A 12,533-nucleotide genomic window follows, 5' to 3' on the forward strand; every position below is an offset into this window, starting at 1 on the left:
CCGCGCCTCATCCCAACAGTCTCTTGCCGAAACGGCGCGCGCCGCCTTCGATCACCCGTATCCCGCGCGCGGCGGCCAGCGCGCCGTCGGCCAGATCCCGCGTCACAACCGTATCCGCGCCGACGATGCAATCCGAGCCCACCGTCAGGTTGTCGGTGACACCCGACATGCCGCCGAAGAACACGCAATCGCCCACCCGGACATTGCCGGCGATCCCGCAGAAGGACGCCATAAAGCAATAATCGCCGATCCGGGCATGGTGGCCGATGTGCACCTTGCTCCACAGGATGCTGCAAACGCCCAGACGAGAGAACGGCTGAACCGTGCATTCCTCCAGAATGACGCTGTTCTCGCCCACATGCGGGGTTTCGACCTGTGCGGTGGGGTGGATGAAGCTGGCAAAGCGATAGCCCATCGCCTTGCCCTCCAGATAACGGTCGCGGCGAAAGCGGTTGTTGTCGCGATAGCTGACCGGCCCGATCAGCTGGTAACGGTCGGGCGGGAAGTCCTGCGCAATGCGGTCCCAGGGGACGACCGGCTTGCCCCTGAATTCCGGCTCTGTCGGCAGAAAATCCGGATCGACCGTATAGCCTGCCACGGTAAGATCGCTATGATTGTCCAGGTAATGGCCGACGACCTCTGCAAGTTGTCCGACGCCAAAGACAATCACATCCATGTCGTGTAATCCTTCGGGACAGACGCGCCGTCCGGGTTGCTAATATCAAGGAGCCTATCTTGGCAGACATCCCGTGGCTACCCGTGGCGCGCCCTCGGTTGCCGACAGCCGACCGGCTGATGCCCTATCTGCGGCGCATCGACGAAAGCCGCGTCTACGCAAACCGCGGCGCGCTTCAGGTCGAGCTGGAGCAGCGGCTGGAGGCGATGACGGGACTGCCCGGCCAGCGCGTGCTGGCCTGCGCCAGCGGCACGGCGGCGCTGATCGGGGCGATGCTTACGGTCGCGTCGGGACTCAAGGAAACCCGCCCGCTTTGCCTGATGCCGGGGTTCGGTTTCGTCGCGACGGCCGCGGCGGCCCGGCTGGCCGGTTTCGCGCCGCATTTCGCCGATGTGTCGCCCCGGACGGGCGCGCTCTGTCCAGAGCGGCTGATGTCCCATCCGCGCCTGTCCGAGGTGCGGATGGTGGTGCCCGTGGTGCCGTTCGGCCGCCGGATCGACCTTGCGGCCTGGGACCGGTTCGCGCAGCAAACCGGCATCGCCGTTGTCGTCGATGCCGCCGCCGGGTTCGAATGGCTCACCGCGCCGGGGCGGGAATTTCCGCCGTCTCTCATGATCGCGGTCAGCCTGCACGCCACAAAGGCCTTCGCCAGCGGCGAGGGCGGGTTGGTCATCGCCGCCGATCCGGACAAGGCCAGGGGCGCGTTCCAGGCCATCAACCATGGCTTTCTCAACACCCGGCAGGCCGAGCTTTTGGCCACCAACGGCAAGATGTCCGAATACCACGCCGCCGTCGCCCTGGCCGAGCTCGACGGCTGGGCCAAGAAGCGCGCGGCGCATCGGCGCACGGGCGCGCTCTTGCAGGCGCAATGGCGCCGCCGCCCGCGCGAGGGCCGGCTCTGGACCTGCCCGGATGTCGCGGGGTGCTATGCGCTTTACCAAGCGCCGACCGCCGCCGCGGCGCAGGCGGCGCAAAAGGCGCTGGCCGCCGCCCAGATCGGTACGCGGTTCTGGTACGGCAGCGGCATTCAGGATCACCCCGCGCACAGGCACCTGCCCAGCGACGACCTGACCGTCGCCCGCGATCTGGCCGGGCGGCTTCTGGGCCTGCCCGCTTTTCCCGACATGACCGCCGCAGAGGCCACCCGCATCATCGAGGCCCTGCCGTGATCTCCTACCTTCACATCGGGTTGCCCAAATGCGGCTCGACCTTTCTGCAGCACCGGTATTTTCCGGTGCATCCCGAGCTCTACCACCTGGGAAAATCCAGACGCCCGATGGAGATGCCCTTCGACATGCGGCTGTTCCTGTTCTCGGACCTGACCGATCTGCCGCCTTATCAGTATGACGGCGCGGCGCGGCGCCGGATGATCGACGCGCACCGGGACAAGGCCGAGAGGCGCGGGGCCCGCGCCATCGGCATTTCGATGGAGCTTTTGACCAACATGGTGCAGGGCCGCCTGTCGCTGGACGACCGCGCCGCCCGCGCCGTCGGCGCGCTGGGCAGCGGAACGCGGGTCGTCTTCATGGTGCGCGAACCCCTGTCGTGGATGACGTCGCTTTATGCGACCTACGTGCGCGAAGGCGGCCTGACCCAGGGCTTCGACGAATGGTGCGTCCATGCGGTTCTGGACCGCGACATCGGCTTTTACGCCAATTTCCTCTTCGACCGCATCCACGACAGCTATGCCGCGCTGGTGGGGGGCGACAATATCCTGACCCTGCCTTACGAAACCCTGCGCGCCTCGCCGCAAGGGGCGGCGGATGCGATCAGCGACTTTCTCGGCGTGACGCGTCTGCCGCTGGGCAACGAGGGCGCGCTGCATGCCCGCCCGTCGCCGCTGGCGCTGGGGGCGATGCTGGCGCTGAACCGGCACTGGTGCTTTGCGTTGGGCGGGCCGCATCTCCGCCGTCTCGGCGGGCATCGCCTGCCCGAGCTTTATGCGCAAGAGGGCGCGCCGGTGCCCGGTTACGTCGCCGAGGCGACAAAGCGCCACCAGCTCATGTACCGCCCCGAGGCGGACATCCTCGCATGTGCGCGGCAAGAGGGGCTCGAGATCGCGCCGCCTGATCTGACCTGCCCGCCCGCATTGCAGGCGCGGCTGACGGAAAGCCTGGCGCCGCACATGCGGCGGCTGGCCGACCTCACCGGTCTGCCGCTCGCCGGTCTGGGCTATCCGGTCTGAGCCAGCGCCGGAGCCGCGGCGCGGGTGCGCGACTGGCCGATGTAATTGGTGTCGTCGGTATGCGCCATCAGGTAGAAATGCCGATGCTCGATGCAGAGCCCCAGGAAAGACGCAAACGGAATGGCGATCCCGCCCGGCAGGGCGCGGTTGCGCCGCCAGGCGCGCCAATAGGCCGCCATCAGCGCGCGCCCCTGCACCGTGGGCAAGAGCGCCCGCGCGAACCGCATCGCCGGGCCTGCCGCCGCCAGCGCGGGCAGGCCCGCGCGCTGCCGCGTGGCGGTGATTTTGCGGTTCAGCGCGCCGCGCCGCTGCCGGAACCCGGGCGAGGCGGCGTAGCCGTCCAGCAGGCGCGCGAAATAGGTCTCGGGGTCGTAAAGCCGGTGCAGCAGCGCGCGGTAGCCTTTCAGCAGCGTGCCACGGTCCATCTGCCGGGGCGCGAAGATCAGCAGGTCGTTCGACAGATCGAGCCGCCCTTCCGCCTTCAGCCGGTCGTACAGAGGCGTCGAGGGGATCGGCGTCAGCAGTGCGATCGCGGCCTTGGCGATGCCTGTGTCCTGAATGAACCGGAACTGTTCGTCGAAGATCCGGGCGTCGTCGTTGTCGAACCCCACGATGAACCCGGCCTGCACCGTCAGCCCGTGGTCGCGGACGATGCGCACCTTGTCCCCCAGATCGCCGCCGCGCGTGTTCTGCACCTTGCGCGTTTCGGCCAGCGATTCGGGCCTTGGCGACTCGATCCCGATGAACACCTCGCGAAAGCCCACGTCGACCATCAGCCCGATGAACTCGGGGTCGTCCGCGAGGTTGATGCTGGCCTCGGTGGTGAAGCCGATTGGATAGCCGTTGGCCTCTTGCCAGGCCTTGAGCGCCAGCAGAAACTCGCGGTCCTTCTTCTTGTTGCCGATGAAGTTGTCGTCGACCAGAAAGCAGGTGTCGAACCCCGCGGCGCGGATCGCCTCGACCTCGCGCAGCATCTGCTCGGGCCGTTTGGTGCGCGGTTTGCGCCCGAAGATGGTGATGATGTCGCAGAATTCGCAGAGGAACGGGCAGCCCCGCGAGAATTGCAGCGACGCAACCCGGTAGCCGCCGCGCCGCAGCGCGTCGTAGCGCGGGGCGGGAACCGCCTCCATGTCGGTGCGGTTCGCCTGTTCGTAACGCTCCGCGACCGGGCGGCCGTGGGCCAGATCGTCAAGATAGGCAGGCCAGGTGGTGTCCGCCTCGCCGATGAAGCGGGTGTCGCAGAGGCCCTCGAACCTCTGCTCCTCGACCGTGACGTAAGGCCCGCCGAGAATGACCCGCGCGGGCAGATCCCGCAACAGGCCGAGCAGCTCGAACATCCGCTCGCGCTGCACGATCATCCCGGTCACGCCGATCACGTCGAAGCGGCTGAGCGCGGCGATTTCGATTTCCTCGACGTTTTCGTCCAGCAGCACGACCTCGTGTTCCTCGGGCACCAGAGCGGCCAGGGCGGGCAGGGCGCCGGGCACCATGTAGGACTGGCGCGTGCGCGACATGACCGACACCGCGTGCTCCATCCCCCAATACGAGGCGGGCACCCGTGGGTTGATCAGGCAGATACGCAAAGGCTTCATGGCAGGGCTTGGTCCAGTTAGGATTGCGATAATTTTCAGTCAGGGAAACACGTTTCGATTGCACCGTATCGGATCGTGGTGGCATGTCCAGCCCCGGGGCGGAACGCGCCCGGCAGGCGCTAAAGCTCGCGCCCCGCCGTCCATTCTCCCCAGCGCAGGCGCGCCGCAGCTCCGGCCCGTATCAGCGGGCGGGGCGGCAGGCGGGCCGGGGGCGCGGCGGCCAGCGCGCGGCTCAGCGCCGGGCTGCCGACGCCCGCCGCCGCCTCTGCCGCCAACAGCCCCGCCAGCGTGCCCTTGGCGGTGCCCAGCCCGTTCTGGCAGCAGGCCGACCACAGCCCGGGTTCCAGCGCGCCGATCACCTGCACGTTGTTGCGGCTCAGGCAGAGCCTGCCGCCCCAGCGATACTCCATTCCCACACCCGCCAGCATGGGAAACCGCGCCGCGAAGGACCGGTCGTGCGCCCGGCAGATCCGCGCCAGCCGGGCGTCGGACACCTCAAGACCGGGCTCATAGGTGAACCTGTTGCGGACCACGATCCGGTCACCGCCGGTGCCGGAAATACGCCGCACCGTGGTGCCCAGCGGATCGGCCGGGGTCAGCCCCCAGACCGGCGCGCCGCCCAGGTGCTTGGTCTCGTCCGCGGTCAGCGCTCGGGTCATCGAGGCATAGGTGAACACATGCATCAGCCGCCCGCGCATGTGGCCGAAGCGTTCCAGATGCCCGTTGACCGCCAGGATCACACGCGGCGCGGTGACCGATCCGCGCGGGGTGGTGGCGACCCAATCGCCCTTCCGCTCCAGCGCGGTGACGGGGCTGAGTTCGTGAATCGCGATGCGGTTCGAACGCAGCCCCCGCGCCACCCCGCGCACGAAAAGCGCGGGCTGGATCATGGCGGTACCGGGGGTGAAAAGCCCCTCCCGGTAAAAGCGCGTGCCGGTCAGCGTGTGCATGTCGGCGGCGTCGAGCCGCTCGCAAGGTTCGCCCAGGGCCGCGAGGTGCCGCGCGAAATCTGCGTTGTGCCGGGCGCCCTTCGCGGTCGCCGCGGCATTGATCTTGCCGGTCCGGGCAAAACCTTCGGGGCCGATGTCAAAAGCCTCGGCCATCCTGGCGGCAAAGGCGATGGCGTGGCGGTTGTCGGCGATCTGTGCAAGGTCGGCCTCAACCGCGCCGGCGTAATTCTCGGACGCCAGGTCGTGCGGCAGGTCTATCATGAAACCCGAATTACGCCCCGCCGGTCCGTCCGCCACCCGATGCGCCTCGAGCACCGCGATCCGGTCGCCGGGGCAAAGCTGCGACAGCCGTCGTGCCGCCGCCAGCCCGGCAAAGCCCGCGCCGATCACCAGCCAGTCGGCAGTGGCGGCGCGCTCGAGCGGGGTCGGCGGATCGGGGTCGGGCAAGAGCCGCGCCCAGCCCGCGGGGCCCGGATCGACCGGCGGCCTGATCCCGCGCATGTTCAATACTCCTGATTGAGCGCATCCGCCGCCGGGATCTCGCGCTCGCGCCGGGCGATGAAATCGCGCAGCGCCTCGTCCACGGCCGGGTCCAGCCCGGGTTCCTCGTAGGACCGCAGCAGCGTGCGGGCGTGGGTCAGCGCGCGTTCGGTGATCTCGACCGATCCTTCGGCCTGCCATTGCTCGATAGAGTTGTTGTCGAAGAGCTCGGGCATGAAGAACGCCCGCTGGAAGTTTTCCAGCGTGTGCGGATGGCCCAGGTAATGCCCGCCGGGGCCCACGTCGCGCACCGCCTGAAGGCCCTCTTCGAAATCGTCCCAGCGGATGCCTTCGGCCATGCGGTAGCCCATCGCGCACATCTCTGCATCGACGACGAACTTGGCCATCGAGCAATGCATCCCCGCCTCGTTCCAGCCCGCCGAATGCCAAATATAATTGGCCCCCGCCATCAGCACCGCATTCAGCGTCATGGCCGATTCGTAACCCGCCTGCGCGTCAAATGTCTTGGCCCCGCCCAGCGTGTTCGAGGACCGCCACGGCACGCCGTAGAACCGCGCCATCTGGCCGATCATGAAGTTCATCAGGCTTATCTCGGGCGTGCCGGCCATCGGCGCGCCGGATTTCATCGACACCGTCGACAGGTAATGGCCGTAGATCGCGGGCGCGCCGCGCCGCACCACCTGGGTATAGGCCAGCGCGCTCAGCGCCTCGGCATTGAGCTGCGCCACCGCGGGTGCGACCGACGCGGGCGTGTTGGCCCCGCCCAGCACGAAGGGCGAGCACAGCACCGGCTGGTTGCGGCGCGAAAAGGCGCGCAGCGCGCCCAGCATCGTCTCGTCCCAGACCAGCGGCGAATTGCCGTTTATGTTGCCGGTGCAGACGGCGTGCGTCTCCATAAACTCCGCCCCGAAAAGCAGCGCGCACATCTCCATCACGTCCTCGGCGTTCTTCGGGCTGGTGGTCATGCCCATGAAGGTCTTGTCGGAATGTTTGATCGACGAATAGGTGATGCGCAGATGCCGCTGACTGATCGGGTGATCGTAGGGTTCGACGATGTGATGGGCCGAGGAATGCAGGCTGGGCAGCATGTGGCTCAGCTTGTGGAAATCGGCCAGATCCGCCAGCGTCGGATTGCGCCGTACGTCGTTCAGATCGCGCAGGAACGGCGCGCCGGTCATCGGCACAAAGATGCTGTGATCGTTGCCGAAAGGCAGGTTATTGGCCGGGTTGCGCGCGTGGTAGGTGAAGGACGCGGGGATCGTCGCGATCAGCTCGCGCACCAGCCAACGGTCCAGGTGAACCCGCTCGCCGCGCACATCCGCGCCCGCGCGGCGCCAGTCCTGCAGCGCGATCGCGTCGCGAAAGACGACGCCCACATCCTCCAGAATGGCCATCGAAGCGCCGTCGATGCGGGCGATCTGGCCCGCGTCCATCGGCTCGACCAGCGGCAGCCTGCGCCGCAGCGCGGGCAGCATCGTGATATCGCGGGTTTGGCGCTGGGCCTTGCGCGCGCCCCGTCCGCGGCGGGCGGGTCCGATGGCGGCGACGGTCACGGCTTGCGCTCCATACTTGCGGCGATGCGTTCGAGGATGCCCGGCAGGGGTGCCAGGCTCCCGGCCTCTGTCAGCCCGTCGACCATCTGCCGGTTAAGGGTGTTTGGCGTGGCCAGTGCGGCCTTTTCAGACGCCAGCTGGCCCGCGGCGGATTTCGGCAGGTTGGTGAGCACGCCGGACACCAGGTTGGCGACGTAGACCTCTGCGGCATCCGCGTCGCCGGTTCTGTCCGCCAGCCAGCCGCTGGCCTCCTCCAGCATCGCCAGCACGCCCGACACGAGGGCCGAGGCGGCGAAGAGGCTGGCAAGTGCGGCTTCCTCCGCCAGAGGCAGAACGGGGTTGTCGTCGCCAAAGAGCGCCTGCAGCGCCGCCGGGTCGCCCGCCACCGGCAACGGGCAGCCGCCCGCTTCGATGAAGCCGTAGGGAATGGTCGCGCCGATCCGCGTGACCGGGGCGCAGGCGGCGGCGATCTCGGCCAGGGTCGGTCCCGCCATGACAGAGACGATCCGCTGGTCCTCGCGCCAGGTCAGGCCGTCGAGCGCCGCACCCCAGACCGCCGGGCGCAGGCAGAGGAACACCGTCTCTGACGCGTCGATCACGCCCTGATTGGGCGCAACGTCGATGCCCAGCCCGGCCTCCACGAGGGTCGCCGCAACCGTGGCGTTGCGGTCCGACACCGTGACCCTGTGGCCCTTGCGCACCAGCGCCCGCGCCATCGGCGCGGCGATATGGCCGGTGCCGATGAAGCCGACGGCGGTCATGACGCGCCCCCGGCTACGGGGCCTGTTCCGCGCGCCCTCATCCGACCCGGTCCCCGTCGCGCGGATCGCTCAGATCGACCCAGATCGTCTTGAGCTCGGTGTATTGGTCATGGGCGTGCAACCCGTTGTCGCGCCCGCCGAAACCCGACTGGCGGTAGCCGCCGAAGGGCGTTGTGATGTCGCCCTCGCCGTAGCAATTGACCGTCACCGTGCCGGCCCGGATCGCCCGCGCGGCGCGCAGGGCGGAACGGCCGTTGGCGGAAAACACCGACGCGCTTAACCCATAGGCCGTGTCGTTGGCCAGCTCGATCGCCGCGTCGTCGGTGGCGACGGTGATCACGCTCAGCACCGGGCCAAAGATTTCGTCCCGGGCGCGGGGTTCGTCGGCGGCGATCTCGTAGATCGTCGGGGGCAGGAAGGGCCCGTCCATCTCGCCCCCGGCCAGCGCGTGGCCGCTCAAAAAGCCCCGGACTTTGGCGCAATGCGCCCCGGACACCAGCGCGCCGATGTGGTTGGCGGGGTCGAGAGGGTCGCCCGTGCGCCAGTCGCGCAGCCGCGCCGTTATGCGCGCCAGCAGCGCATCCTTCACGTCGCGGTGCACGATCAGCCGTGAGGTGGCCGAGCAATTCTGCCCGGCGTTCCAGAACGCGCCGTTGACCACATGTTCGGCGACGTGATCGAGGTTCTCGGCATCCGACAGCACCACCGCCGGGTTCTTGCCGCCGCATTCCAGCACCACCTTCTTGAGGTTGCTGTCGGCGGCATAGCGCAGGAACCGGCGGCCGGTTTCGGTCGAGCCGGTAAAGCTGACCATGTCCACGTCCATGTGCCGTCCCAGCGGCTCGCCCACCGACGGCCCATCGCCGGGCAGCACCTGCAACACACCGCGCGGCAGGCCCGCCTCATGCGCCAGTTCGGCGACCCTGAGCGCGGTCAACGAGGTCTCCTCGGCCGGTTTCACGATCACCGAACAGCCCGCCGCCAGCGCCGGGCCGATCTTCCAGGCCAGCATCAAGAGCGGGAAGTTCCAAGGCAGGATCGCGGCCACGACGCCGATGGGCTCGCGGACGATCATCGCCATGGCGCCGTCGCCCACGGGCGCGGTCTGGTCATAGATCTTGTCGGCGGCCTCGGCGTGCCACCTGATGCAATGGATCGCCTCGGGCAGGTCGATCAATTCGCAGTCGCGGATTGGCTTGCCCGCATCGAGGCTCTCCATGACCGCCAGGTCGCGGCGGTGGCGGGTCATCAGCTTGCAGAGCCGGATCAACACGTCCTTGCGCGCCGTAGGGTGCGTGGTCCTCCACGCACCGCTGTCGAAGGCCGTGCGGGCCCGCGCGACGGCCAGGTCGACGTCTGCCGCGCTGGCGGTCGACAGCTCGGTCACCACGTCCCCGGTGGCGGGGTTCAGCACCGGCATCGCCGGGCCGCTGCCGGTCCGGAACCGGCCGTCGATGAAGGGCGCGCGGGGCAGGTCGAGCCCGGCGGCGATGGCGGCATATTCGGCGCGGGTCAGCAGGTCTGTCATGCGGTTTCTCCCACCCCGGAGCTGATCCGGGGCCTCAAGGAAGGGGCAGAGGTCCCGACGCGGGGGCCGGGAAAGCGAAGGCGGCAAACCAAGGTCATGGCAACGCCCCCGGGATCGCGGCGATGGCGCGGTTCATCGTGCCGATCACCTCGGCCAGCTCGCGCCGCGCCTCCTTGGTCAGTGGCTGCAACGGCCTGCGCGGCGGGCCCGCGTCGATGCCGCGCAGGCTCAGCCCGAACTTGATCGACTGCACGAAGGCCCCGCCCTGTTCCAGCACCCGCATCAGCGGCAACATCGCCGACATGATCGCGCGGCCCCGGGCGAAATCGCCGTCGAGCGCGCAGGCGCGGTAGAGCGCGATATGCGCCTCGGGCGCGAAATTCGACCCCGCGCAGACCCAGGACCGCGCGCCCCAGGCAAAGAACTCCAGCGCCTGGTCGTCCATCCCGCAGCTCAGCGCGATATGCGGATAATCGCGCGCCAGCATGTGCAGCCGGTTCGGATCGCCCGAGCTTTCCTTGATAGCGCAGAAATTCGGGCTGCGCCCCAGCCGGTCGAGGCAGTCCTCATCCATGTTCACCGACATCCGCCCGGGGTAGTTATACAGCATCACCGGCAGGTTCGCCGCCCGGTCCACCGCCAGCGCATGCAGCGCGATCTCGCGGCCCGTGGGATAGGCATAGGGCGGCGTGGCCACCAGCAGCGCATCCGCCCCGGCGGCCTTCGCGGCCTGGGCATAGATCACGCTGTCCTCGGTCCGGATCGCGCCGGTGCCCACGATCATCGGCACACGGCCCGCGATCAGCTTTGCCACGCGGTCCATCATGTCGATCCGTTCGTCACCGGTCTGGGCGTAGTATTCGCCGGTCGTACCGGCGACGATGATGCCATGCACCCCCGCACCGACCAGCAGCTCGACGGTTTCGGCCAGTGCGTCCTCGTTCAGCGTGAAATCCGCATGATAGGGGGTCACCAGCGGGGTATAGATGCCCTCAAAGCGCATGTTTCCGGTCCTTGAACGACAGCACGTCGACGGGCAGCGGATCGGGGCGGACGAACCGCTCCAGCCGGTCGCGCGACAGGTCCCAGTGCTGCAGGGTCAATTCGATGGCCAGCGCGCCCTCTCGCGCCTCGATGGCGGCGATGATGGCGTCGTGCTGTTCCGAGGCCTTGGCGATCAGCGCCTTTTCGGTGTCCGAAGCGGGCCGGTAGAACGTCTGGCTGAGCCGCGTATGGTCGATCAGCAAACGCTCCATCGCCGCCGCCAGATAGGGGTTGCTGGCCATGTCCACGGTGATCGCGTGGAACCGGTGGTTGGCCAGCGCGATCTGGTTAGGATCGGCGGCGCGTGTGGCGGCGGCAAAGGCGCGCTGCGCCGCTTTCAGCGCGTCGAGTTGCGCCGTGGTGCGATTCTCGGCCGCCAGCCGGGCCACATTGGCATAGACCATCGGCGCGGTCTGAAAGAAGGTCCGCATCGTGCCGATGTCCATCGACGCCACCTTGGCCCCGCGATTGCCCGTGATCTGCACAAAGCCTTGACCGGCCAGCCGTTGCAGCACTTCGCGCAGTGGGGTGCGCGAGATGCCGTAACGCTCGGCCAGCGAACTTTCGTCCAGATCCGATCCCGGTTCGAGATCGGTCGACAGAATGCGGCTGCGCAGGTCTTCGAAACAAAGGTCCTTGGCGGAAGTCGGCATGGAGAGTCCTTTTTGTGTACACTGTGTATACAAAAGGGACTCGGAGTCAACTGAGAACAATCCCGGCCCCGTTGACTTGTCGGTGCCTCTGCGACAAGAAAGAATGGTATACCATTTTCCGAAAGGGCCTCGCATGACCTCCTCAAACGTATTCGCCATCGGCCCCTTCAACCCCGAGGAACGCGCCGCGCTGCAGGAAACCTTCGCGCCGGTCTTCCTTTCCGGCCCGGACGAGATCGCCGCGCAAGAGGGCCGCGACGCGGTCAGCGCCGTGGCCTACAAGGGCCATGCGCCCTTCGGCGCGGCGCAGATGGACCTGCTGCCCGGGCTCGGGATCGTTGCGAATTACGGCGTGGGCTATGACGCGATCGACGTAGCGGCGGCGGATGCGCGCGGGATCAAGGTGACGAACACGCCCGATGTGCTGAGCGACGACGTGGCGGACCTGGCGGTGGCGATGCTGATCATGCAGGGGCGCCAGATGATCCAGGCCTCCGACTGGGCGCGGTCGGGCAATTGGGCGGCCAAGGGCGAATACCCGCTCAACCGCAAGATCAGCGGCGGCCGGGCGGGCATCCTCGGGTTGGGCCGCATCGGACGCGAGATCGCCGACCGGCTGGCGGCGTTCAAGATGGACATCCACTATTTCGCGCGCTCGGAAAAGGACACGCCCGGCTGGACCTACCATTCCGACCCGGTGTCGCTGGCCGGGGCCGTGGACTATCTGATCGTCGCCCTGGTGGGTGGGCCCGACACCGCCAATATCGTCAGCGCCGAGGTCCTTGCGGCCCTCGGCCCGCGCGGCATCCTGGTGAACATCTCACGCGGGTCCTGCGTGGACGAAGAGGCGTTGATCGCCGCGCTGCAATCGGGCGGGCTGGCGGGCGCGGGGCTGGACGTGTTTCTGAACGAACCGAACATCGACCCGCGCTTTTACGACCTGCCCAACGTGGTGATCCAGCCGCACCAGGGCTCCGGCACGGTCGAGACCCGCGCCGCCATGGCCAAGCTGCAACGCGACAATATCGCGGCGCATCTGACCGGCGCGCCCTTGCTGACCCCGGTGAACTGAGGCGGGGGCCCGGCAGAG

11 protein-coding genes are annotated in these 12,533 nt (G+C 68.1%); 3 read left to right on the forward strand and 8 right to left on the reverse strand.

The genetic code is table 11. The features are described 5' to 3' along the window. Nucleotides 1-7: 7 nt before the first annotated feature. Entirely contained in the window at nucleotides 8-676 is a 669-nt protein-coding gene (locus RXV88_RS00765; protein WP_316289792.1) for a hypothetical protein, read from the reverse strand. Between the two features lie 59 nt (nucleotides 677-735). Here RXV88_RS00765 and RXV88_RS00770 point away from each other — a divergent pair, with 59 nt between their 5' ends. Beyond that, a complete protein-coding gene (locus RXV88_RS00770; RefSeq protein WP_316289793.1) occupies nucleotides 736-1,845 on the forward strand; it encodes a DegT/DnrJ/EryC1/StrS family aminotransferase in 1,110 nt (369 codons plus the stop codon). Continuing rightward, nucleotides 1,842-2,861 carry a sulfotransferase gene (locus RXV88_RS00775; RefSeq protein WP_316289795.1) on the forward strand — a complete coding sequence of 340 codons (1,020 nt, stop codon included), beginning with the start codon at nucleotides 1,842-1,844 and terminating at the stop codon, nucleotides 2,859-2,861. The genes RXV88_RS00770 and RXV88_RS00775 overlap by 4 nt, the downstream gene beginning before the upstream one ends. Here the strand turns inward: RXV88_RS00775 and RXV88_RS00780 are convergent. The 7 genes from RXV88_RS00780 to RXV88_RS00810 all read right to left on the reverse strand — a co-directional run bounded on the left by RXV88_RS00780 (nucleotide 2,849) and on the right by RXV88_RS00810 (nucleotide 11,443). Beyond that, on the reverse strand, nucleotides 2,849-4,453 hold the full coding sequence (locus RXV88_RS00780; protein ID WP_316289797.1) for a B12-binding domain-containing radical SAM protein: 1,605 nt from the start codon (nucleotides 4,451-4,453) through the stop codon (nucleotides 2,849-2,851). The genes RXV88_RS00775 and RXV88_RS00780 overlap by 13 nt on opposite strands. Nucleotides 4,454-4,572: 119 nt before the next feature. Next, nucleotides 4,573-5,904: an FAD-binding oxidoreductase gene (locus RXV88_RS00785; RefSeq protein ID WP_316289798.1), complete on the reverse strand. Its 1,332-nt coding sequence runs from the start codon at nucleotides 5,902-5,904 to the stop codon at nucleotides 4,573-4,575. 2 nt (nucleotides 5,905-5,906) lie between these two features. After that, nucleotides 5,907-7,457: a trimethylamine methyltransferase family protein gene (locus tag RXV88_RS00790; RefSeq protein ID WP_316289800.1), complete on the reverse strand. Its 1,551-nt coding sequence runs from the start codon at nucleotides 7,455-7,457 to the stop codon at nucleotides 5,907-5,909. Beyond that, complete coding sequence (locus RXV88_RS00795) at nucleotides 7,454-8,218, reverse strand: NAD(P)-binding domain-containing protein (RefSeq protein WP_316289801.1); 765 nt, start codon at nucleotides 8,216-8,218, stop codon at nucleotides 7,454-7,456. The genes RXV88_RS00790 and RXV88_RS00795 overlap by 4 nt, the downstream gene beginning before the upstream one ends. A gap of 37 nt (nucleotides 8,219-8,255) precedes the next feature. Then, on the reverse strand, nucleotides 8,256-9,746 hold the full coding sequence (locus tag RXV88_RS00800; RefSeq protein WP_316289803.1) for an aldehyde dehydrogenase: 1,491 nt from the start codon (nucleotides 9,744-9,746) through the stop codon (nucleotides 8,256-8,258). A gap of 94 nt (nucleotides 9,747-9,840) precedes the next feature. Further along, complete coding sequence (locus tag RXV88_RS00805) at nucleotides 9,841-10,749, reverse strand: dihydrodipicolinate synthase family protein (RefSeq protein ID WP_316289804.1); 909 nt, start codon at nucleotides 10,747-10,749, stop codon at nucleotides 9,841-9,843. Next, on the reverse strand, nucleotides 10,739-11,443 hold the full coding sequence (locus RXV88_RS00810; protein WP_316289805.1) for a GntR family transcriptional regulator: 705 nt from the start codon (nucleotides 11,441-11,443) through the stop codon (nucleotides 10,739-10,741). The genes RXV88_RS00805 and RXV88_RS00810 overlap by 11 nt, the downstream gene beginning before the upstream one ends. A gap of 133 nt (nucleotides 11,444-11,576) precedes the next feature. Here RXV88_RS00810 and RXV88_RS00815 point away from each other — a divergent pair, with 133 nt between their 5' ends. Then, nucleotides 11,577-12,515 carry a 2-hydroxyacid dehydrogenase gene (locus tag RXV88_RS00815; protein WP_316289806.1) on the forward strand — a complete coding sequence of 313 codons (939 nt, stop codon included), beginning with the start codon at nucleotides 11,577-11,579 and terminating at the stop codon, nucleotides 12,513-12,515. Nucleotides 12,516-12,533 lie beyond the last annotated feature (18 nt).

Source organism: Aestuariicoccus sp. MJ-SS9 (assembly GCF_032586235.1).
Classification (GTDB): Bacteria; Pseudomonadota; Alphaproteobacteria; order Rhodobacterales; family Rhodobacteraceae; genus Aestuariicoccus.